The sequence below is a fragment of the Citrobacter sp. RHB35-C21 genome, assembly GCF_013816515.1.
Lineage (GTDB): Bacteria > Pseudomonadota > Gammaproteobacteria > Enterobacterales > Enterobacteriaceae > Citrobacter > Citrobacter braakii.
Genome location: NZ_CP057147.1, coordinates 4063691 through 4084875 on the forward strand (window position 1 = coordinate 4063691; position 21185 = coordinate 4084875).

22 protein-coding genes are annotated in these 21185 nt (G+C 51.1%); 4 read left to right on the forward strand and 18 right to left on the reverse strand.

Going from position 1 to position 21185, the window contains the following annotated elements:
- Nucleotides 1-121: 121 nt before the first annotated feature.
- The 3 genes from HVZ39_RS19785 to proB all read right to left on the reverse strand — a co-directional run bounded on the left by HVZ39_RS19785 (nt 122) and on the right by proB (nt 3491).
- On the reverse strand, nt 122-841 hold the full coding sequence (locus HVZ39_RS19785) for a Crp/Fnr family transcriptional regulator (protein ID WP_047498426.1): 720 nt from the start codon (nt 839-841) through the stop codon (nt 122-124).
- 281 nt (nt 842-1122) lie between these two features.
- A complete protein-coding gene (gene proA / locus HVZ39_RS19790) occupies nt 1123-2376 on the reverse strand; it encodes a glutamate-5-semialdehyde dehydrogenase (RefSeq protein WP_103765891.1) in 1254 nt (417 codons plus the stop codon).
- Nucleotides 2377-2387: 11 nt separating this feature from the next.
- Complete coding sequence (gene proB, locus HVZ39_RS19795) at nt 2388-3491, reverse strand: glutamate 5-kinase (RefSeq protein WP_003031373.1); 1104 nt, start codon at nt 3489-3491, stop codon at nt 2388-2390.
- Between the two features lie 289 nt (nt 3492-3780).
- Between proB and phoE the strand changes: the two genes are divergently transcribed.
- Nucleotides 3781-4836, forward strand: a complete 1056-nt coding sequence (gene phoE, locus HVZ39_RS19800; RefSeq protein ID WP_016151867.1) for a phosphoporin PhoE — start codon at nt 3781-3783, stop codon at nt 4834-4836.
- A 57-nt stretch (nt 4837-4893) separates the two neighbouring features.
- Here phoE and crl read toward each other — a convergent pair whose 3' ends face one another.
- From crl to gpt, 3 genes are all read right to left on the reverse strand, one after another.
- A complete protein-coding gene (crl, locus tag HVZ39_RS19805; RefSeq protein ID WP_123915716.1) occupies nt 4894-5295 on the reverse strand; it encodes a sigma factor-binding protein Crl in 402 nt (133 codons plus the stop codon).
- Nucleotides 5296-5352: 57 nt separating this feature from the next.
- On the reverse strand, nt 5353-6597 hold the full coding sequence (gene frsA, locus HVZ39_RS19810) for an esterase FrsA (RefSeq protein ID WP_181632876.1): 1245 nt from the start codon (nt 6595-6597) through the stop codon (nt 5353-5355).
- A gap of 98 nt (nt 6598-6695) precedes the next feature.
- Complete coding sequence (gene gpt, locus HVZ39_RS19815; RefSeq protein WP_003031380.1) at nt 6696-7154, reverse strand: xanthine phosphoribosyltransferase; 459 nt, start codon at nt 7152-7154, stop codon at nt 6696-6698.
- Between the two features lie 261 nt (nt 7155-7415).
- On the opposite strand from gpt, the gene pepD reads away from it, so the two are divergent.
- Nucleotides 7416-8873 (forward strand): cytosol nonspecific dipeptidase, encoded by a 1458-nt coding sequence (gene pepD, locus HVZ39_RS19820; RefSeq protein WP_016151863.1) that lies wholly within the window; start codon nt 7416-7418, stop codon nt 8871-8873.
- A 53-nt stretch (nt 8874-8926) separates the two neighbouring features.
- On the opposite strand, the gene dinB is transcribed toward pepD, so the two are convergent.
- The 11 genes from dinB to lafA form a co-directional block, all read right to left on the reverse strand.
- Nucleotides 8927-9982, reverse strand: a complete 1056-nt coding sequence (gene dinB, locus HVZ39_RS19825) for a DNA polymerase IV (RefSeq protein WP_016155765.1) — start codon at nt 9980-9982, stop codon at nt 8927-8929.
- Nucleotides 9983-10048: 66 nt separating this feature from the next.
- Nucleotides 10049-10690: a hypothetical protein gene (locus tag HVZ39_RS19830; RefSeq protein WP_016151861.1), complete on the reverse strand. Its 642-nt coding sequence runs from the start codon at nt 10688-10690 to the stop codon at nt 10049-10051.
- A 55-nt stretch (nt 10691-10745) separates the two neighbouring features.
- Complete coding sequence (gene lafU / locus HVZ39_RS19835) at nt 10746-11744, reverse strand: putative lateral flagellar export/assembly protein LafU (protein ID WP_181632877.1); 999 nt, start codon at nt 11742-11744, stop codon at nt 10746-10748.
- Between the two features lie 2 nt (nt 11745-11746).
- Nucleotides 11747-12610 (reverse strand): flagellar motor stator protein MotA, encoded by an 864-nt coding sequence (motA, locus tag HVZ39_RS19840; RefSeq protein WP_016151859.1) that lies wholly within the window; start codon nt 12608-12610, stop codon nt 11747-11749.
- 29 nt (nt 12611-12639) lie between these two features.
- Nucleotides 12640-13356, reverse strand: a complete 717-nt coding sequence (locus HVZ39_RS19845) for a FliA/WhiG family RNA polymerase sigma factor (protein WP_046275416.1) — start codon at nt 13354-13356, stop codon at nt 12640-12642.
- A 20-nt stretch (nt 13357-13376) separates the two neighbouring features.
- Nucleotides 13377-13847 (reverse strand): flagellar basal body-associated FliL family protein, encoded by a 471-nt coding sequence (locus HVZ39_RS19850; RefSeq protein ID WP_047357630.1) that lies wholly within the window; start codon nt 13845-13847, stop codon nt 13377-13379.
- Nucleotides 13848-13854: 7 nt separating this feature from the next.
- Nucleotides 13855-15030: a flagellar hook-length control protein FliK gene (locus HVZ39_RS19855; protein ID WP_181632878.1), complete on the reverse strand. Its 1176-nt coding sequence runs from the start codon at nt 15028-15030 to the stop codon at nt 13855-13857.
- Complete coding sequence (locus HVZ39_RS19860) at nt 15027-15344, reverse strand: hypothetical protein (RefSeq protein ID WP_016151855.1); 318 nt, start codon at nt 15342-15344, stop codon at nt 15027-15029. Before HVZ39_RS19860 ends, HVZ39_RS19855 begins: the two co-directional genes overlap by 4 nt.
- A 4-nt stretch (nt 15345-15348) precedes the next feature.
- Nucleotides 15349-15741 carry a flagellar export chaperone FliS gene (gene fliS / locus HVZ39_RS19865; RefSeq protein ID WP_003843794.1) on the reverse strand — a complete coding sequence of 131 codons (393 nt, stop codon included), beginning with the start codon at nt 15739-15741 and terminating at the stop codon, nt 15349-15351.
- A 33-nt stretch (nt 15742-15774) separates the two neighbouring features.
- A complete protein-coding gene (gene fliD, locus HVZ39_RS19870; protein WP_137367217.1) occupies nt 15775-17100 on the reverse strand; it encodes a flagellar filament capping protein FliD in 1326 nt (441 codons plus the stop codon).
- 196 nt (nt 17101-17296) lie between these two features.
- Nucleotides 17297-18211 (reverse strand): lateral flagellin LafA, encoded by a 915-nt coding sequence (gene lafA, locus HVZ39_RS19875; protein WP_049040787.1) that lies wholly within the window; start codon nt 18209-18211, stop codon nt 17297-17299.
- Between the two features lie 555 nt (nt 18212-18766).
- Here lafA and HVZ39_RS19880 point away from each other — a divergent pair.
- Nucleotides 18767-19714 (forward strand): winged helix-turn-helix domain-containing protein, encoded by a 948-nt coding sequence (locus HVZ39_RS19880; protein WP_181632879.1) that lies wholly within the window; start codon nt 18767-18769, stop codon nt 19712-19714.
- Nucleotides 19692-20171, forward strand: coding sequence for a hypothetical protein (locus HVZ39_RS19885; protein ID WP_016151851.1), 480 nt, complete (start codon nt 19692-19694; stop codon nt 20169-20171). The genes HVZ39_RS19880 and HVZ39_RS19885 overlap by 23 nt, the downstream gene beginning before the upstream one ends.
- Here HVZ39_RS19885 and HVZ39_RS19890 read toward each other — a convergent pair.
- Complete coding sequence (locus HVZ39_RS19890; protein WP_046275411.1) at nt 20168-21169, reverse strand: hypothetical protein; 1002 nt, start codon at nt 21167-21169, stop codon at nt 20168-20170. The two genes, HVZ39_RS19885 and HVZ39_RS19890, sit on opposite strands and share 4 nt — an antisense overlap.
- Nucleotides 21170-21185 lie beyond the last annotated feature (16 nt).

Below are 21185 nucleotides of genomic sequence, written 5' to 3' on the forward strand. Positions count from 1 at the left end.
TGACCTGTAGGATTATCATTCGAATTGATAATTATTCCACATAAATAAAACCAGGAATTTTCTATATAAAATGAATATTCCTGGAATATCAAGAGATAAATAACGCACGGCAAAGATAGCGTTAGCTGAAACCTTTCAACCCCAAATAACTATTAATTGTTACCGTACGGACCCGATGTAAGCTAATCAACTTTTGATGTTCGAGGGATTTTAATGAGCGGCTAACGGTTTCAATTTTAAGATCGAGATAACTGGCAATTTCCTCCCGCGAGAATGGCAAGCGAAGCGTCGTTTCTGGCCTGCCAATACGTAAATGCATTTCGTAAAACTCCACGAGGAAAGCAGCGATTCTGGCCTCAGCATGTTTATTGGCATAACGCCGTAGTTTTTCAACAATGAATCCATTGTCCCTGCAGAGAAACTTGATGACTGCCGCTGCAACCGACGGCTCCTTTTCTGCTGCCTTGAATAACCGCGCAATATCGATATGACATACCTCCGCAGCCGTTGCAGCCTTGATCGTTGTCAGATACTTACCCCCCTCAACGGCATCCAGCGCCATGATGTCTCCCGGAACATAAAAGCGACTGATAAAATCGTTATCACCACATTCCACGCTGGACGTGCAGTACCCCTCGTGAATAACAAAAAGCATGTCCGCGGCTCCATCCTGGCGGGCGAGTATCTCCCCCGCTTTAAACTTCCTTCTTTTGTCTATTAATCGGTATTGATTATCACGATCAATCGCCGCGCCCTTTGGACACAGTGAACAATGGCGGGGGGGAAACGGGTTGCCGAGTGGCACAACAGGAATGCTATGTTTGTGAATATCCGATTTCACGCAACGACTCCTCATAAAAATGAGACTGATTCTAATAGATTGGACCATAGGAACAATACGTGAGCCGCAGACCCAGAAAATTCATGCTGGTAGGGAAAATTCTGTGATACGTCGCCTTTTCGACGCCGGGGAGCACATGGCTAAAAACCAGACTGATGCGGATGATGATAAAACACAGGATAGAAAACAAATGCGGTAGCGGGGTAAAGAGTAGAATTAACCGAGCAATGCCTTAACAGACCTGAAAATCATAGACCTATTATGGCATCGCCCGTTTTCAATTACGCACGAATCGTGTCGTCACCGAAGCCAACCCACTTATAGGTGGTCAGTGCTTCCAGACCCATTGGGCCGCGCGCGTGCAGTTTTTGCGTACTCACAGCCACTTCCGCCCCTAGTCCGAACTGGCCGCCATCGGTAAAACGAGTAGAGGCATTAACGTACACGGCAGAAGAGTCCACTTCATTCACGAAACGATCGGCGTTACGCAGGGTGCGCGTCAGGATGGCATCGGAATGCTGGGTCCCATGCTCGCGAATGTGGGTGATAGCATCGTCCAGATCGGTAACGATTTTCACGTTCAGATCCAACGACAGAAACTCGTCGTCATACTCTTCGGCTTTCACCGCAACCACGTTAGCGGGCCCTGCCTGCAATGTGGCCAGCGCGATGTCGTCGGCATGCAGCGTGACGCCACTTTGTGCCATCTGCTGGCTCAGCGCAGGCAGAAAACGCGCAGCGATATCCTGATGCACCAGCAGGGTTTCTACGGTGTTACAGGTGCTCGGACGCTGGGTTTTGGCGTTGACGATAATCTTCAGCGCCGGGTCGATCTCCGCGCTATCATCAACATAAATATGACAGACCCCAATGCCGCCGGTGATGACCGGGATAGTCGACTGCTCACGGCACAGCTTATGCAGACCCGCGCCGCCGCGAGGGATCAGCATATCAATGTACTTATCCATACGCAGCATTTCAGCGACCAGCGCGCGGTCCGGGTTATCTATCGACTGCACGGCTGCAGCGGGTAAACCACAGGCTTCCAGCGCCTTTTGGATAACCGCCACGGTTGCAGCATTCGTTCGGTACGTCTCTTTCCCACCGCGCAGGATCGCCGCATTACCGGTTTTCAGGCACAGGGAAGCAACGTCAACGGTGACATTTGGACGCGCTTCATAAATCACGCCAATCACGCCCAGCGGAACGCGACGACGTTCGAGACGCAGGCCGCTATCCAGCAGACCGCCGTCAATCACCTGCCCGACCGGGTCGGCGAGATTACATACCTGACGCACATCGTCGGCAATCGCTTTCAGACGCGCCGGAGTCAGCGCCAGGCGGTCGAGCATCGCGTCGCTCAGGCCGTTGGCTCGCGCTTGCTCAACATCTTGTACGTTCGCGCTGAGGATGCTTTCCGTTTGCGCTTCCAGCTCATCAGCTATCGTTTCCAGTACGCGGTTTTTTTCGCGACTGGAGAGCAGCGCCAGCTTGTATGACGCAGCTTTGGCAGCAATGCCCATTTGTTCCAGCATATGCCTGTTCCTTAACGGGTAATCATGTCGTCGCGATGGACAGCAACCGGACCGTATTCGTAGCCCAGGATGGTGTCGATCTGTTGTGAGTGATGTCCGGCAATACGGCGCAGCGCATCGCTGTTATAGCGGGTAACGCCGTGGGCAATATCGCGCCCTTCGAGATTGCAGATGCGGATCACTTCACCACGAGAGAAGTTGCCTGTCACGCTTTTAATGCCTTTTGGCAGTAATGAACTGCCACGCTCCAGAATCGCTGCGGTCGCCCCCTCATCAACGGTAATTTCCCCGGCTGGCGGTGCGCCGAAGATCCAGCGTTTACGGTTCTCCAGCGGAGAGGCCTGTGCATGGAAACGCGTCCCAACGGAAACGCCTTCCATCACGTCGCCAATTACGCCCGGCTTGCTGCCTGCGGCAATAATGGTGTCAATCCCGGCGCGGCATGCAACATCAGCGGCCTGCAGTTTAGTCCCCATACCGCCGGTTCCCAGACCCGAGACGCTATCACCGGCAATGGCGCGCAGCGCATCATCAATACCGTGAACGTCTTTGATCAGCTCAGCCTGCGGGTTGGTGCGCGGATCGGCGGTAAACAGCCCTTGCTGATCGGTCAGCAGCAGCAGCTTATCGGCCCCGGCCAGAATCGCCGCCAGCGCTGAAAGGTTGTCGTTATCACCGACTTTAATTTCGGCAGTCGCTACGGCGTCGTTCTCATTAATGACAGGAACGATGTTGTTATCCAGCAGCGCGCGTAGCGTATCGCGGGCGTTAAGGAAGCGCTCTCTGTCTTCCATATCCGCACGCGTTAGCAGCATCTGTCCGATGTGAATACCGTAAATCGAGAACAACTGTTCCCATAGTTGAATCAATCGGCTCTGCCCTACCGCCGCCAACAGCTGTTTCGAGGCTATCGTTGCCGGGAGCTCAGGGTAACCCAGATGCTCACGTCCGGCGGCAATCGCGCCCGAGGTAACGATAACAATACGATGCCCTGCGGCATGGAGCTGCGCACACTGGCGAACCAGTTCTACGATGTGGGCGCGGTTCAGGCGGCGCGATCCGCCCGTTAACACACTGGTGCCAAGTTTTACCACCAGCGTCTGGCTGTCACTCATGATTCTCTGCCATTCAAAATTGGGGAAAATGATATCAAACGAACGTTTTAGCAGGACTGGCCCCGGTTGCCAACAACCAGCGCACAAAGCATGAAATTTTATTGCGCAGGATCAGCAAGCGTAGCGGCAGATTTTGACGCATTTATTACAGAAACAAAAAAACATCCTTTTTTAAAAATATTCTTACTTTGTCATAAAACGTTCATTACCAGACGTTAAAAACCCTCCTGTCTTTTAACGGGGATCACACCCAGTGAATATTAGCGCGTACTTTTAATCAGGAATGAAAATGAAAAAGAGCACTCTGGCATTAGTGGTGATGGGTATTACTGCGTCGGCATCCGTACAGGCAGCGGAAGTGTATAACAAGAACGGTAATAAACTGGACCTGTACGGCAAAGTAAAAGCCATGCATTACATGACGGATTATGACAGCAAAGACGGCGACCAGAGCTATATCCGTTTAGGTTTTAAAGGCGAAACGCAAATTAACGATGAACTGACGGGATATGGCCGCTGGGAAGCAGAGTTCGCCGGCAATAAAGCCGAAAGCGACTCAAACCAGCAAAAAACCCGTCTGGCCTTTGCCGGTCTGAAATTAAAAAACCTTGGCTCGTTTGATTACGGTCGTAACCTCGGCGCGCTGTACGACGTGGAAGCGTGGACCGATATGTTCCCGGAATTCGGCGGCGACTCCTCCGCGCAGACCGATAACTTTATGACCAAACGCGCCAGCGGCCTGGCGACCTACCGTAACACCGACTTCTTCGGCGTCGTGGATGGTCTGGATCTCACCCTGCAATACCAGGGGAAAAATCAGGACCGCGATGTGAAAAAACAAAATGGCGACGGTTTTGGTACTTCCGTTACCTATGATTTTGGCGGCAGCGATTTCGCGGTGAGCGGTGCGTATACCAACTCCGATCGTACCAACCAACAGAATCTGCAAACGCGTGGGACTGGCGATAAAGCAGAAGCCTGGGCAACCGGTTTAAAATATGATGCTAACGATATTTATATTGCGACGTTCTATTCTGAAACGCGCAATATGACGCCAATTTCCGGTGGCTTCGCTAATAAAACACAGAACTTCGAAGCGGTAGTTCAGTACCAGTTTGACTTTGGTCTGCGTCCGTCACTGGGTTATGTGCTGTCAAAAGGGAAAGATATTGAAGGCGTAGGCAATGAGGATCTGGTGAATTATATCGACGTTGGCGCAACATACTATTTCAACAAAAATATGTCCGCGTTTGTCGATTATAAAATCAACCAGCTCGATAGCGACAATAAACTGGGCATCAACAATGATGATATCGTTGCTGTCGGTATGGTTTATCAGTTCTGATATAGCATAAAAAAATGCCGGATGGGGTTGCGCCGCCATCCGGCATTTTACTGTTCATTATGCCGTTAATTTAACCGGTTCATCGTTAAAATCGTCAGCAGGCTCCAGCGCCAGATTCAGCGACGTTAACAACCCACGTAATTTTTCATGAAATTCACGTAAGGTATATTCCAGTCGCTCTACCACTTCAATCTCTTTCACCGGCACTGCAGTCCAGTTCCCGTCTTTATCAAACAAGCCAAACTGGTAGCTGTACGTGAAGCGTTTTTCCTGCGCCTCCAGTTCCATCCACCAGCCCCAAAACTCGCGTTTCTCTGGGGCGGGTTTCACATTGACGCAAACAGCCAGACAATCGAAAAAAAACCGATTATCTTCGCACTGCCCTTCCCGGATGTACGGGCCAAGCGCGGTGAATTTCTTGATCAATCTACTTTTCGGATGCCCACTCGGTAACGTCATTACGATCTCCTTAGGTGAAGCACCTGTTTTACCAAATCGATAAAATTTAGCAAACTTTTAACACAATCTCTGATTGATCCAACCGGTTATTTCCTGCAGCCCTTTGTCAAAATTGCGATACACCGGGTTGAATGGAATCTCCAGCAGCTTACTGTCAGAAGATGAAGATGTGATTAAACGCGACTCCTCTTCCGGGCTAAACGGATCGTTTTTCCAGAACCCCGACAGCATTGGCGTCGGGCAGCGTCGGCCCAGCAGGCCCTGCACTTTTAATGAATAGCGATTAAGCTCAACGCGCAACGCTTCATCGGATGCGTCGTGCATCCCCAAACGACTGGCCAGAACGTCAAGGTACATTTCCGGGACGCTTGCCTGACGCTGCGGGTCGCTAAGCAGCGCATGAACCACCGGACCCAAACAGGCCACCGCCTTCAGACGTGATGATTCCAGATACGCAAGGCGTACCGCCACGTTGGCGCCAAAGCGGAAGCCGAAGGCCGCCACACGGGTGTGATCCACCCATGGAACATTCGGCAGCGCTTTTAATACGTGCTGGTGCAGCAGGCTGGAGTCCTGGGTCAGTTTCCATTTTGACGAGAACCCGACCGACGGCATATCCAGCGTCAGCATGGCAATACCGCGCGGGGCAAAGTAGCGCTCATACAGAGTGTAATAATCCGTTTGCATGGAATCGAGGCCACCGCACATCAGCACCGTCGGGAACGGACCGTCGCCTTTTGGCATATGCAGGAAGCCGGTAATCGGCGCGCCGCCGGTAACGGCAAATTCCATCTCACGCAGCGTGCCCGGCAGACGCTGTGCGGCCTCTTCATAGGCGCGATTGGCCAGAGCCTGCGCCTGCTCTGCCAGCTCATCGCCTTTTAAGTGCGGATAAGCGGCGATGTTATAGAGCGTGGAAGCATGCAGCCAGTGGCGTCCGCTCACCTGCGGATCCTCTTCCATAGAGGCTTTCTGTTGCCAGTCCATCGCCTGCTTCGCCCACTCGTAAATCCAGTTTCCGCCGCGATAGCCGATAACCGTGTCGTAAAGCTCTTTATCGGTGCGTTCGGCTTCGCTCATGACGATACGTGCCTGCACTTCGAGGATTTCGCGCGGATCGACGCCACGCCAGATCCACATCAGGCGGTTCACCATACGGTACCAGTGCGGGATGGTTTTGCCATCCAGGGTCGATTGTACGGACGGCTGCGCGCCGTGATTAAAACGACGAACCAGCGTTGACGTTTCAGGGTGTTTGAAGCGGGGTTTAAACAGGACTTCGCTGAGGTTAGCCTGTGACATGATTGCAGCCTCCATGAGTACTCACTAAGGCATAGTGTAACCTGACACAGCACAAAAAGAACAACGCCCGACAGTGCGGGCGTTGAAAACTTTTTAGATTAGCGACCCGAGATCGGCGGAACGAACACTACGCCCATATCCCACGGCTGCTCAATCCAGGTATCCTGAGGGATATCAACAACATAATCATTCACCAGCGGGCGACCTGCCGGCTTAGCGAAAATAGTGACGAAATGCGCTTTAGGGTACATTTCGCGGATCGCTACGGCGGTACCACCGGTGTCAACCAAGTCATCAATTACGATGAAACCTTCACCGTCGCCTTCGGCACGCTTCAGCACTTTCAGTTCGCGCTGGTTGTCGTGATCGTAGCTGGAGATGCATACGGTATCGACATGACGAATACCCAATTCACGCGCCAGCAATGCGCCCGGCACCAGACCACCACGGCTAACGGCAATAATGCCTTTCCATTGTTCAGAAGGCATCAGGCGGCTTGCCAGTTTACGTGCATGGATCTGCAACATGTCCCAGGTGACGACGTATTTTTCGCTCATGTGAAGTGTCCCAGCCTGTTTATCTACGGCTTAAAAAGTGTTCGAGGGGGAAATAGGTTGCGCGAGATTATAGAGATCTGACGCACTAAAAACCAGTGTTTCGCGGAATCCGCGCCTCTTTTTGCATGCTTTATGCTAGCCGTCAGCGGAGAAAGTGGTATTCTCAATCGCATCGCGCAAGCCTGACTTGTGATGTTTTTAATTCTGCTAACCCTGTGGCCTGCAAGCAAGTTTTGTAGGACATCGCCAAGGAGACTCAACGTGTCTGAACTGTCTCAGTTATCCCCGCAACCGCTGTGGGATATTTTTGCCAAAATCTGTTCTATTCCTCATCCGTCCTACCATGAAGAGCAGCTCGCTGAACACATTCTGAGCTGGGCCCAAGAGAAAGGTTTCCACGTCGAGCGCGATCAGGTCGGTAATATCCTGATTCGCAAACCCGCTACCGCAGGAATGGAAAACCGCAAGCCGGTCGTTCTGCAAGCGCACCTGGATATGGTCCCGCAGAAAAATAACGACACCGTGCACGACTTCACTAAAGATCCTATCCAGCCTTATATTGACGGCGAATGGGTAAAAGCCCGTGGCACCACGCTGGGTGCGGATAACGGCATCGGTATGGCGTCCGCACTGGCCGTTCTGGCTGATGACAACGTGGTGCACGGTCCGCTTGAAGTGCTGCTGACCATGACCGAAGAAGCAGGTATGGATGGCGCGTTTGGTCTGCAGGCTAACTGGCTGCAGGCAGATATTCTGATCAACACCGACTCTGAAGAAGAAGGTGAGATCTATATGGGTTGCGCAGGCGGTATCGACTTTACCTCTAACCTGCCGCTGTCCCGTGAAGCAATCCCGGCTGGCTTCCAGAGCTTTAAGCTGACGTTGAAAGGCCTGAAAGGCGGTCACTCCGGCGGCGAAATCCACGTTGGTCTCGGTAACGCTAATAAGCTGCTGGTACGCTTCCTGGCGGGTCACGCTGAAGAGCTGGATCTGCGTCTGGTTGATTTCAACGGCGGTACGCTGCGCAACGCGATTCCGCGTGAAGCCTTTGCCACCCTCGCCGTGGCGGCAGATAAAGTTGATGCGTTAAAAGCGCTGGTCAACACCTACCAGGAAATCCTGAAAAACGAACTGGAAGCCAAAGAGAAGAACCTGGCTCTGCTGCTGGATGCCGTTACTCACGACAAAGCCGCGCTGACCACTCAGTCTCGCGACAGCTTCGTACGTCTGCTGAACGCCACCCCGAACGGTGTTATCCGCAATTCCGACGTAGCCAAAGGCGTGGTAGAAACCTCCCTGAACGTCGGCGTTGTAACCATGACTGACGACAACGTTGAAATTCACTGCCTGATCCGTTCCCTGATCGACAGCGGTAAAGACTACGTGGTGAGCATGCTGGATTCACTGGGTAAACTGGCTGGCGCGAAAACCCAGGCCAAAGGCGGATACCCAGGCTGGCAGCCGGATGCTAACTCTCCGGTTATGCACCTGGTTCGCGAAACCTACCAGCGTCTGTTCAACAAAACGCCAAACATCCAGATCATTCACGCCGGTCTGGAATGTGGTCTGTTCAAGAAACCGTATCCGGAAATGGACATGGTTTCCATCGGGCCAACCATCACCGGTCCGCACTCCCCGGATGAGCAGGTTCATATCGAAAGCGTTGGTCACTACTGGACGCTGCTGACTGAACTGCTGAAGTCGATTCCGGCGAAGTAAGATTCTGCGCTAAATGCCGGATAGCGCTACGCTTATCCGGCAATCCATCAGAGTCACAGCCCCAACAGCAGCTGTCTTTCCAGTTGGGGATCCAGTAGCGTGACGTGTAATCCCACCAGCCTCACGCCTCGCCCTCCCCGACGTTCTTCCCAGGTTTTACGCGCCGTCGCAATTAAGTCATCTTTATTTAAGCGCGGCCAGACGTGCTCCTGCGTGGTCTGCTGAAAATCATTAAACTTGAGTTTTATCCCCTGGCGAGCGATAAGGAGATCCGGCTTTACCTTGGCCAGACGCCGTTCCAGTTCGGGATAAAGCCGCTCAATAATCGCCTCGCATTCTGACCACTCATGAATATCTTCCGCCAGCGTGCGCTCCACGCCGACGGATTTGCGCAGTCTGTCGTTGTTAACGTCCCGCTCGTCAATGCCCTGGCTTCGCTCCCACAGCACGCGACCAAACTTACCAAAACGTTTGAGCAGCATTGCCAGGTCGTATTTTTGAACATCCTCGCAGGTACGCAATCCCATTGATTCCAGCTTCGCGGCGGAGACTTTGCCGACGCCGGGAATTTTGCCGAGCGGTAACGTTTTGAGAAATTCAGGAACATCGGCAGGGGTAATCACATATTGCCCGTTGGGCTTGTTGAGATCGGAGGCTATTTTTGCCAGAAATTTAACCGGCGCAATCCCGGCGGAGGCGGTTAGCTGCAGCTCGTTAAAAATCGTCTGGCGGATCTCCTGGGCGATCAGCGTGGCAGAACCGTGGCAGTGGGTGCTGTCGGTTACATCCAGATAGGCTTCATCCAGCGACAGGGGTTCAATCAGCGAGGTATAGCGGGAGAAAATCGCCTGAATCTGGCGGGAGGCTTCTTTGTAAGCCTCGTAGCGACCGGGTAATAAGGTAAGATGCGGGCATAGCTTTAACGCCATTCCCGTTGGCATCGCGCTACGCACGCCAAATTTGCGCGCCGGGTAATTGGCTGTACTGATAACCCCCCGGCGCTCCCGGCTGCCGCCGATGGCAATGGGAATGTCACGCAGAGCGGGGTTATCGCGCATTTCCACCGCTGCGAAAAAGCAGTCCATATCAACATGTATGATTTTGCGCATTACTCGCCTCCCACAACACTGTTTAAGTATACAGTATTTTTATAGTGTGAGAAGTATGATTATTCCTTACGCCGGACCATTCATGACGAAGCGGGCATCGCACAGGTAACGCACAATATCCTTTTTCGTATGTTCTGCGGGATTACCCGCCGTACTGACAAACAGTTTATTCACTTTGCGAACATTTGCCCGCAGCAGTTTTTCGATTGTCATCAGGCGGAAGGCATCATTTTCAACGCAGAAAAGTTCGTAGTCGCCCAGACGTTCACCACAAATTTCACAGTGATTCATCCAGTAACGTAGCCCGGTGGTTTTACTTTTATCGAGGTAGTAATTGCTGGCTTTGATGTTCTTTTTTATCTCTTCAGGCAGAGAATTAATGTGGAACAAAAAGCTGTTACGCCTGACCGACTGCCAGCCCTGACCATCCTGATTTTTCTTAATAAAGCGGGTAAACATCACGCCATGGATGCGGGTAATTTGGTGGCAGCTCCAGCAGTGCATCTTCGAGGTAATCACCAGATAGTACGGCGCGACAATATTAAAATTGTCGGTGTCGTAGACATAGTCACGAAGCGCCCCGTTTAGCTCGTGGGGTTCGGTGTACCAGATACCTGAGACCTTGTCGAAATGCGCCCCCTGACAGGCTACATCGGTGACGTTATCAGTATGAATCTCCAATGGAATAATATGGGTTACATCTATCACATTGCCTTCCTGAGGAATAAATTGCCCCCACGTTGCGTGGGGGACGAGAACAGAATTAATGAGTGACGGGAGCAGGTTGTTGACGTAAAGAAGTCACTTGCTTTTGCTTGTCCAGCTTATCCACCAGCGGTTGCACAACCTTCTCTCCCTGCTGGCCAAAATATTGATACAACGTATCGGAAGCGCTTTGCGTCAGCACCATGATCTCAATGCGACGGTTCCCGGCACTTTCCGGATTTTTCGCATCCAGCAGCATTTGGTCCGCCATCGCGCTGACCTGCATGACTTTATTCTGCGGCATTCCGGCATCCTCCAGCACGCGTCGCGCCGACAAAGCGCGGTCGCCGGAGAGGTTCCAGTTGTTGTAAATGTTACTCTTATAGCTCATCGCGTCTGTATGCCCGGTGATGATTATCTTGTTATCCAGCGAGTCAAACACGGGAGTCAGTTCAACCAGCAGCGATTTAAAGAACGGCATAATCCTGGCGCTACCGCGCTCAAACATATTGCGATTCTGGTCATCTTTAATCAGTACGCGCAGCCCCTGAGGAACAATCTCCATCTCAAGGTTAGTTTCCATATGCGCATTGCGGGCGATAACGTTAATGTCGGTCGCCAGTTCGCCCAATTCGCGGGCTGATTTTTGTTTCAGCAGCACCGCTTTTTCATTCACATCCAGCGCCTTTTTCGCGTTCTCTTCCGTAATTTTCGCCGTCTCCTGCGGGTTGACGGTTTTATCGAGTTTGTTGCGCGTGACGTTTTTCTTCTGCGCTCCCGGCGCTATCGGCTGCTTGCCCAGCTTATTTAACGGCGCCATACCGCCACCGTTAAAGATTGACTGACCATGCAGCGCCGCCACGATATTTTCGCGGTCAGCTTTACTGACGCTGTTCACAATCCACAACGTCATAAACAACGCCATCATCGCCAGCGTAAAGTCAGCAAATGCCACCTTCCACGCTCCCCCATGATGACCTGCATGATTCTTTTTGATTTGTCGGCGGATAATGGTGGTTTTCGCGCCGCGATCGCGACGATTTGGCCCCTTCCTCATGCTTATTCTTGCTCCAGCATCGCATTCACCCACGCATCCAGATTGGCGAATGTGGGTTTGGAAGCCAGATGAAGAAGTTTACGTCCCGCATCAACCGCCAGCAGCGTCGGCTTACCGCCCGCTTGCGCCACCAGCACGGTACGTACACATTCGAGCAGCGAATGTTCCGCCCGCGCCTGCTGTTCCATGGCGTTTGCCAGCGGATCCATCACGCAATAACAGATGAAGACCCCTAAGAATGTCCCCACCAGCGCCGCCGCCACTTTCAGGCCGATAAGCGCAATGGAACCATCGATTGACTGCATGGTGATGATGATACCCAGCACCGCCGCGCAAATGCCGAAGCCAGGCATCGCCTCGGCGGTACGCTGCAGGGAGCGCGAAGGGGTTAACAGCGATTCTTCCGCGGTATCCAGTTCCTGATCGAGGATCCCTTCCAGCTCGTGGGCATCAATTTTCCCCATCGCCATCAGACGGAAATTATCGGCGATAAAGGTCACCAGTCGTTTCTGGGTCAGTACCAGCGGGTATTTCTGGAAAATGGTACTCTCTTCCGGCTGTTCGATATGCTGATCCAACATACGCAGACCGCCGTTTTGCACCATTTCCAGCAGTTCATACAGGCACATCAGCAACTGACGCTGGAACTCCGGCCCCATTTTCTTTTTGCTGACCACGCCTTTGATCTGGTGAGCAATCTCTTTAAGCACATGCATTGGGTTACCGATAATCATCGCCCCCAGACCGGCCCCCACGATAATAATAATTTCTGCCGGCTGCCAGATAGCAATTAACTGTCCGCCAGCCTCAAAGTAGCCACCAAATACGCAGCCTAAAACCACCAATAAACCAAAAATCTTTTGCATTACGTCCTCCGCATGTTGATTCGGAATTGTTAATCTGGATATAAACAATCACGAATCTTGTGCGTGATTTTTTTATTCATTTGACAAATTCGAGCTTCAGTCAGCCCTAATACCAGCGCGATTTCTTTTAAATTCATATCGTGCTGGTAATACATTGAGAGCACCAGTCCCTCCTTTTCGCTGAGTTGGCTCAGGGCATAACCCAGCATTTCCTGCGTGACGAATTGTTCTTCAAGCCCCCGCCCTTCGAGCGGCGCAATCGGTATATCGCCATTCAGTAATTCATCCAGGCTGGCCAGCGATTCAGCACCTTCCAGCTGTTGATATTCCTGATAATCTTCAGACGACAAACCCAACCGGGAAAGCTCTTCCCATGAGGGTTCATGCCCGAGCTGAGTACGCGCATCACGAATCAAATCTTTAATCTGATGGTATTTTTGTCGTAGCTGACGAGGCCGCCAGTCGAGGCTGCGCAGCTCATCGAGTATGGCTCCGCGGATACGATGGACGGCATAACCGGCAAAGCCCTCATCCGGTTGACCATAGCGGCGAATCGCATTCAGCAATCCCATCAGCGCCGTTTGCTCCATATCCTGCCTGTCCATAACGCAGGTACATTGCGGCGCAAGTTGACGCACCACTTTGCGCACCAAAGGAAGATAAGCCTGTAAATAATGGCTCTCTTGCTTTGGCGTTAGCACGGGCGTCGCATTAAAATCTTCTGACTCGTAAGCATCCTGGATCATGTTATTTCCTGGCTTGTCGCTTATTGAAACACGACTTTTTTCACCAATATGTCCTTATACGGTGTCGCCATTTTGCGTTTCGCTAATTCAATTTTCAGATTTTCAAAAACTTTCTTTCTGATATCGGAGATCTTCAGCGCCCGAATCTCTTCATATTTCATATTCGAAAGTTCATCTACCGTAATACTTTGATAGAGCGGTTCGTCTTTCTTAATTTTTTCAGCGTCTTTCTCTGAATCAACGACCATTACCAGCTCTGCCACCATGTATCGGTCTGTCCCTTCACTATCATGAAGCGTAACCACCGTTTCCGGCAGAGAGACAAATATGCTGCTGCTCTCATCCTGATTTTCTTCGGGTATCTCAGCGGGTTTTGCTGCCTTAGCTGTCGCACCTTTATTCATAAAATGATAAATACCCCATCCAGCCCCACCAGCAATACCCAGAGCAACGACAGAGCTGATCACACACGCAATAACAATTTTCTTCATCTTGCTTTTACACTTTGATCAGAACGGATTCGTTCTGTTGAAATTGAGGTTCGTCGTTAAGCGTTAGCGCCGACGTCACCTCGTCCTGTTGATGACCTGACTGCTGTTGTTGCTGTTGCGATTGTCCCTCGGAAGAGACCTGAACATTCACTTCCATGAAGTTCTGCGCCGTGAGGTGCTGGCGTAAGTTCTCGCTAAATTGCTGCAACGAGCGGCAGACATCACTCTGATTTGCGCCGATGTGCACCATCAGCTTTCCTGCGTCCAGCTGCACGGCAATTTCCAGTTTGCCCAGCGATGGCGGGTCTAGACGAATGGTCGACACCTGCTGTTGCTGACCCAACTGGAACTGAATTCTGTCTTTGAGCAGCGCGGTGAGCTTCTCGCCGAGCTCCTCTGTTGACAGCGTGGTAGGCGCGGAAACTTGCGTCGACACCACGTTGTGGTCGCTCAGGGCATTTACCGGCTGAGTTCCCTGCACCGCCGTATTGAGCAAACTTTGCGACGCAAGCGATGGGTTAACCGTTACGCTATCCGTTTTTCTCACCGCCATCGGGCGAGGAACGGCGTGATCCGCTGACTTCACCCGGGCGGAAATTTGCTGTGAGGTCGAAAGCGAGACAGGTTCAGGCGCGATCGCGCGCAGATCCTGGGCGGAGAATGTCGCCAGTTTGGCCTGCTGATCCGGGGTTGCCTGGGGCAAATTCTCGGTGATCGATGCCAGTAACGTTTGCAGCTTTGGCGACAGTGACGATAAATCCGTGGCGTGCTGCTCAGCCGACGGCATGGATTGTTTTCCTTGCCCGGCCATCGCGCTCGCCAGTTGGCGCAAAAGCGCAGACCCCGCCCCCGTAGTTTGCGCCTGCGTCAGCATTTTCAGCATCTCACCGTCAGGCTGCTTCTGCGCCGCCGCAGGCGTTAACGGCTGTGCCGGTTGCGCCAGTAACATCGCCAGCAATGCCTGCATGGCCGCAGGATCTGCATCATCGCGTTGATGCTCAGGCAACGACGCCTGCTGTTGGTTTATTTTTGTGCCGATCAAACGTTCAGCCACCGCGTTAAGCCCGGCCTGCGGTAAAGAAAACGTGCTGCCGCTCGTTGACGTTGTTGGGGCCGAAATAGCCGCCTTTTCCGGTGTGGCCTCTGCCAACGCACTGGCCGAGGCCAGTAATACAGGATTCATGCCTTCTCCGAAATTAAATTAACCATTGAGTACGCCAACATTCCTTCCTGGTTTTGCTGATGTTGATCCATGCGCGCTTTGAGTTCTTCCGCACGCTGCGTTCGTCGGGCAATCAGCACCTCAAACGCCGCATGCAGGGTGTCTTTGACCTCTCGCAACGCGGTGGCATCGGTTTCCCAGGCGGCATAATCATGAAAAACGCGCATCACCTGCTGATGCAGGCCGGGTAATCGGCGCCAACGCTTTCGATCCAGCGCCTCGTTCATCTCTTTTACCAGGGCATAAAGCTGCTGTTGCTGACGCTCTCTTTCCATCGTCTTATCCCAGCTTTGCCGACAGACCTTCCCAGCCTGTGCGTAGATTGGTCAGGATGAGGATCACTTCATCAATTTTTTCCAGCGACAATTCGCCGCTGGCTTCATACAGGCGGTAGACGCAGTGGTCATACAGCCGGGACAAATTCACCACCAACTCGCCGCCCGTTTCAAACTCCAGCGAGCTGGTTAAGGCGTTGAGAATATCGATGCATTTGTTGATGCTTTGCGCCTTGCGCTCATAGCGTTTGTTCTCAATGTGGCTTTTGGCGCGTTCCAGCTCGTCCATCAGCCCCGAAAACAGCACCAGCACCAGCTCTAATGGCGATGCTGCTGCGGTACGCGCAGCAAGATCCATCTCTTTGTATTGCGAATAACCATCCTGCGTGTCGTACATATTGATTCTCAATCCTTCTCTTAAATCAGCCGGTTACATAAACGCGGCCATACTCATTTTCATGGTGTACGTTTCCACCAGCGTATTGGTGTACTCTTCCACATAGCGCTCGTAGTTGGTGTTATAGGTTTCAGTCAGCTGATCGCTTTCGTCCTGAATTTTGCTCTGCTGGTCATCAATGTTTTCCTGGCGCAGGGCGATGATGCCGTTGCTGGAATCCAGATAGCTTTCCATCAGGTCGTCCATCTGCGCGACCATGCTGTCCTCCCCGACAAAAATAGCGGTCAAACCGTCCGGGTTTTCTTCCATTGCTTCGCTGAACTGAGTGGAGTCAATTTGTAAGTGACCGTCGGAATCCAGCGTGATGCCATAATCAACAATCGACACGCCACCGTAAGACGCGTGAGCAATATCATCCATCTGATTTGCCAGCGAATTCATCCCGGCGTCACCCGCAAAAACCCCGGACGCCGTGTCGTCATCGCCATAGCTGGTCAGTGAATCGATGGTGTCGACCAAGGTGTTGTAGGCATCAACAAAGGTCTGCACTTTGGCCTGCGATCCGCTGGAGTCTTCCGCGACGGTAAAAGTGGTCACATCGTTAGGATCATCAGGATCGCTAACCTCAGAAAAAGTCATCGTCACGCCGGGGATCACATCGTCAAAGGTATTGGTGCTGCTGGTGATCGCAGGGCCATCCTCGTTACCGAGGTGAATAATGGCGTCCTGCGCTTGCGTTATCTGTTGTTCACTGGAGGATTCCGCCGTAGCCAGATCGGTGTTACCCGAAACGCTCACCGAAAAACCGCTTTGCTCACCGGTGGTATCAGAGGTCAGCATGATGGTGGTCGTGCCGTCGGTCTTAACCAATGCCGCCGACACGCCTGGGTTATCGTCCGAGTTATTAATCGCATCAACCAGTTCACTGGCATCAACACAGTTATCGCCATCCTCATCGACCGTAGACAGGTCAATATCCATGGTTGTGCCGTCATCCATGGTTATCTCAAATGAACCCGTCGCGGCGTAAGTATCGTCGCTCATGCTGAACGTGGTTTGTTGCCCCTGTGCTAACTGCGAAACATAAAATGAGTAGGTCCCCGCCTGTGCCTGCGAGTTTGCCGACACCGTATTCGACTCATTATTTGTGGTGGCGGAAAACGTCAGTGGGCCGTCGGTGTCGCTGTTCAGCGCATCGATTGCCGTCTGAAAATCAGTCAGCGCGCTACTGAGCGAGTCCAGACCGCTGCTCTCAGCATTCAACTCGTTCTGTTGGTTCTGCAGATTCGTCGCCTGGGTGGCAATATCGGCGTAGGCAAATTGTTGTGCTAATTTTTGGATCGGACTCGTATAGCTCATGATCAATGACTCCGTGCAACGTTATTTATGTAAAAGCAAAATACATGCCAATAATTTTTATAATTAAAATTCAGTGAGTTAACTTAGTAGCGGAAATGATTTTTCCCTTCCCCAGGAAGGTTTCCAGGTAAAAGCCTGGTCGCTAAAAGCACAACACCGCCGGGTGGCGGTGTTGTAAATGACGTTAAGTCAGGAATTACTGCAGCAGGCTGGAAACCATGCTGGACATGCTGTTGGACTGCTTCAGCATGGTGATGCCGGTTTGCATCAGCACCTGTTGCTGGGTCATGTTGGACGCTTCCGTCGCGTAGTCGGTATCCATAATGTTACCGATCGCCACTTCAGTGTTGTCCTGCATGCTGGTCAGGTTAGCGGCGGTATCGTTCAGACGGTTGATAGATGCACCCAGTTTGGACTGGATCTTAGACACGTCGTCCATTGCAGTCTGGATAGTAGTGATCATCTGGTTTGCAGAACCAGAAGCGGTCAGCTCAGTACCACCGGAAATGCCTGCAGTACCGGTCGCATCTAACTGATCAGCTTCGAAAGAGTTGCTAACGCTTTTTAAATCGGTAACCAGAGAGTCCAGTTGGCTGGAGATATCAACGGTCATGGTGTCAGAAGATTCAGCACCAACCTGGAAGGTTACCGCCCCCTGGAACAGACCGTCTTTGCCGGTGTTGCTGGTACCGGAAACACCGAACAGGTTGGTGCCGCCGTAAGTGGTGTTCTGCAGCATATCGGACATCTGCTGACCCAGTTCGTCGTATTCGTCCTGCATCGCCTGCAAATCTTCGTCGCTGTAGGTTCCGTTCGCTGCCTGAGTGGACAGGTCTTTCATACGGCCCAGTACGTCGGTCATTTCGTCAAACATGCTGTCTGCAGTTTGCAGCATCGCAGTCGCGTCCTGAATGTTGCTCAGCGCAACGCCCATACCGCTGGACTGCGCAGTCAGACGGTTGGCAATCTGTTTGCCCGCAGCATCATCTGCAGAAGAGTTAATACGGTTACCTGTCGCCAGACGTTCCATAGAAGTAGACAGTGATGCGCTGCTTTTGTTGATAGCGTTAACAGCGGACATTGATGCGGTATTAGTATTAATCGATAACATGGTACTGCTCCTTGGGAATAATCGTTTTCGTTTCGATACTCTGTAAAAACGACCACCCCTTCGGAAAACTTAAAGCGCTGCAGAAAAATTTTTTACGCCTTGCACAACATCGTTAACGCGAGAGATAAAACGTCTCCCACCTCTATTTTAGCTTTCCGTGCTCCTCACCAAAACAATCACTGCATAAGGAAGATCTCAATCAAGATTTAATTAAAAGATTATTAGAAATATCTAATAACGAACCGATCGATTACGCACCTGCTATGTTAACCTTATGATAAAAATAAGATTATGCTTAGATAAAAATGTTTTAAAGAGCCTGGTTATAACTTTATTTTACATTTGGTTGCAAATGCCATGTATTTTTATATTGTGAGTCTCAGACACTTTCGCTACATTTCCAATCCTCTTTTGCACAGCATAAAAAACACTCAATACCGATTTACCTGCTGTTTCTCAGGCAGAAGACATCTCAATTTCTCCAGAATTTTAATGCACTGATTTTTAACGGTGTGGCACCAGGGATATAAAAATCTTGCGCGGGTATAATAAACCATGAGTATTGTAGTCAACAATTGGCGGATGGACTCTTCGCTTAATGCGTTAATCCACTGTGAAACAGGTGAGATACGTCGCCTGGGCGAATACCATTTTATTCTGTTAGAGACATTAGCTAAAAATGCCGATGTTGTTTTATCTCGTTCATTTTTAATGACCGCTGTCTGGAAGAATCGCATCGTCGGTGGAAATAGTCTGCCGACAGCCGTTCATGCCCTGCGCGTCGCTATTGATGATGATGGTAAACAACAAGAAATTATAAAAACCATACCAAAAAAAGGGTATTTGTTTAATAAACTCTATCTAACTGAAATCATTGCTCCTAATGAAAATAAGGTTGATGACCGCGCCAGTGAGGTAACCGAAGAGAATGCTGAGGTGGTTGAAACCCTCGCGTCTGAGGAGCAACTGCCATCAACAACAGAAAAAATAACTTTAAATAACAGTTCATTACATGAAGTCAGCAAGAAAAAACTGGCAACCAAACATCATCCTTATCGGGCTGTTCTGATTACCTTGCCCGTTATCGTTGTCGCTCTGTCGCTGTTTGCTCTGATCTCTTATTTTAAAGCGCCATCAGCCACGAAAACGGAAGAAACCCCACAACTGGTTAAAGAAACGCTTGAAAATGCCAACCGTATTACGGTCTATCAACTTTACGATCCAGGTGAGAATAAGAAATCGTTATCGCTTGTTTCAAAACATATTCTTCCTGGTATAGAGCAAATCAATCAACTGTTGGTCGCGCATAGCGCCTCGATGACCCTTTATTATCGGGTCTCGTTGAACAAACTCGCACTTGATATTGTGATGAGCAATCAATGCAATGATAGCTGGCAGTTAGCACTAAGCTTTGATAACTGGCTAAATAAAGATAACGAAATGAATGGTATTTTAATTAAAGAAGTGGAGAAAATGTTAAATGAAATGCCAAAATGCAAATAATTACGCTTTTTATATCCTGGCTATTTCCTCCCTATTTTTTAGTTTTCTGGCCCATGCCCACATTGAGCACACGGTTATTGCCTATTATGATCTTAACGCCGGAAGGAATGCACATTACCAACTTATTCTGAGCCCACAGCACAAGGATACGGCCCTTACGCTCATCCCTTTGGAACATAATAACCAGGTTCCTTCAGTATTCGAGATCTCCACTTGCCTTAATCGTTCTACAGAATCATCTCAACAAGGTGAGCTTCATTTTAGCGATGCGAAAGCGGATAATAACGATCTCCGCTTATCCAATTTCAGTTCCTTTATTGTTGAGCATAACCTTCATACGTGGTGGATTCATTTAAACCCGCAGCAAAATTTGCTCTTCACTCAGGATGTAGGAGGCCTGTTAATCACAGACCCCTCGGCATTTACCTTTTCGACAACATCTTGTCAGCAGAATTAACTTAATAAGCTACGGACAGTCTGGCTGGAAAGCCGGGCTTGTCCGTTGACCGCCTGGGCTAAAACCTGATAGTTGTGATTAGCATGATCCAGTACCCCGCCCAGTGATTCAGATGCTTTAACCGCACTTTCTGCCTGTGGAAAACGCGCCATACCGTCAATCAGCTGCCGGGCCTTCTCCTGCTGCGCGGCCATTTGCGCGCGCTGATCGCCAATCGCATCCAGCGCCTGCTGTAACCCATCCTGAGTGCGGGAACTGCCCTGCGCGATATGTTGCAGAAGCTCATCTGAACGAGAGGGATCGGCAAATGTCTTTAGCAGAGTAAACGCCGAGGACTTCGCGTCAACATCACGTACGCTCAGGGTTTGTTGGATCTGCTGCCATTGCTTCTCCGTCGTGGAAAAGCTCAGCGCCCCCTGCTGATCGTGCACCTGTACACCGACACGGCGCAGCGCGTTGCTCATCATCATTTTGTATTGACCAGGATCCAGGTCCTCGCCTACCACTACCGCAGAGTGCTGCGTCTGCCGCCCGTCAGAAACACTGAACATGCGTGAACTTATCGCGTTTTTTTGCAGCATCTGCGCCAGTTCAGGCGAGTGAAAAGTGACGCGTGCCTCACCCTGTAAAACCGGACGCAACTGCCTGTCGACCGCATCACCGGACAATGCTGGCCGTTTTTCCAGCCACTGAGTTAGTTCAGCCCCCTTCTGCTGCAGCGCCTGTCCGCCGCGGCGAGAAGCGTGACGAAAGTCCAGCAAATGCTGCTCCAGTTGACCCAGGTAGTGGTCAGCTTGCTGCAGCGTGGTGAGCTGATCGTTAAGCTGCACGCTGTAGCGCTGAGGCCGGGTAGTAATAAGGGGTGAGGCCGGGTAATCACTCGCCGTTGCGGGTAACTTTTGACGGACAGGGGCATTCTGCGCAACGGTATGCTGCTGCACAGAAGGATTAAGCGCTCCGCTACCGGAGAGTGATGTTGTATTTAAACCGACCTGCATACTATTCCTGAGCTAC

Bases quoted from the DNA above. Each gene is read 5' to 3' on its own strand.
- fliS (WP_003843794.1), bottom strand. From the start codon at position 15,741: ATGTACGACACGCAGGATGGTTATTCGCAATACAAAGAGATGGATCTT.
- gpt (WP_003031380.1), bottom strand. From the start codon at position 7,154: ATGAGCGAAAAATACGTCGTCACCTGGGACATGTTGCAGATCCATGCA.
- dinB (WP_016155765.1), bottom strand. From the start codon at position 9,982: ATGCGCAAAATCATACATGTTGATATGGACTGCTTTTTCGCAGCGGTG.
- fliD (WP_137367217.1), bottom strand. From the start codon at position 17,100: ATGAGCTATACGAGTCCGATCCAAAAATTAGCACAACAATTTGCCTAC.
- HVZ39_RS19860 (WP_016151855.1), bottom strand. From the start codon at position 15,344: ATGGAAAGAGAGCGTCAGCAACAGCAGCTTTATGCCCTGGTAAAAGAG.
- HVZ39_RS19885 (WP_016151851.1), top strand. From the start codon at position 19,692: ATGAAATGCCAAAATGCAAATAATTACGCTTTTTATATCCTGGCTATT.
- lafA (WP_049040787.1), bottom strand. From the start codon at position 18,211: ATGTTATCGATTAATACTAATACCGCATCAATGTCCGCTGTTAACGCT.
- proB (WP_003031373.1), bottom strand. From the start codon at position 3,491: ATGAGTGACAGCCAGACGCTGGTGGTAAAACTTGGCACCAGTGTGTTA.
- crl (WP_123915716.1), bottom strand. From the start codon at position 5,295: ATGACGTTACCGAGTGGGCATCCGAAAAGTAGATTGATCAAGAAATTC.
- HVZ39_RS19880 (WP_181632879.1), top strand. From the start codon at position 18,767: ATGAGTATTGTAGTCAACAATTGGCGGATGGACTCTTCGCTTAATGCG.
- lafU (WP_181632877.1), bottom strand. From the start codon at position 11,744: ATGAGGAAGGGGCCAAATCGTCGCGATCGCGGCGCGAAAACCACCATT.
- frsA (WP_181632876.1), bottom strand. From the start codon at position 6,597: ATGTCACAGGCTAACCTCAGCGAAGTCCTGTTTAAACCCCGCTTCAAA.
- proA (WP_103765891.1), bottom strand. From the start codon at position 2,376: ATGCTGGAACAAATGGGCATTGCTGCCAAAGCTGCGTCATACAAGCTG.
- HVZ39_RS19855 (WP_181632878.1), bottom strand. From the start codon at position 15,030: ATGAATCCTGTATTACTGGCCTCGGCCAGTGCGTTGGCAGAGGCCACA.
- HVZ39_RS19890 (WP_046275411.1), bottom strand. From the start codon at position 21,169: ATGCAGGTCGGTTTAAATACAACATCACTCTCCGGTAGCGGAGCGCTT.
- HVZ39_RS19850 (WP_047357630.1), bottom strand. From the start codon at position 13,847: ATGAAGAAAATTGTTATTGCGTGTGTGATCAGCTCTGTCGTTGCTCTG.
- motA (WP_016151859.1), bottom strand. From the start codon at position 12,610: ATGCAAAAGATTTTTGGTTTATTGGTGGTTTTAGGCTGCGTATTTGGT.
- phoE (WP_016151867.1), top strand. From the start codon at position 3,781: ATGAAAAAGAGCACTCTGGCATTAGTGGTGATGGGTATTACTGCGTCG.
- HVZ39_RS19845 (WP_046275416.1), bottom strand. From the start codon at position 13,356: ATGATCCAGGATGCTTACGAGTCAGAAGATTTTAATGCGACGCCCGTG.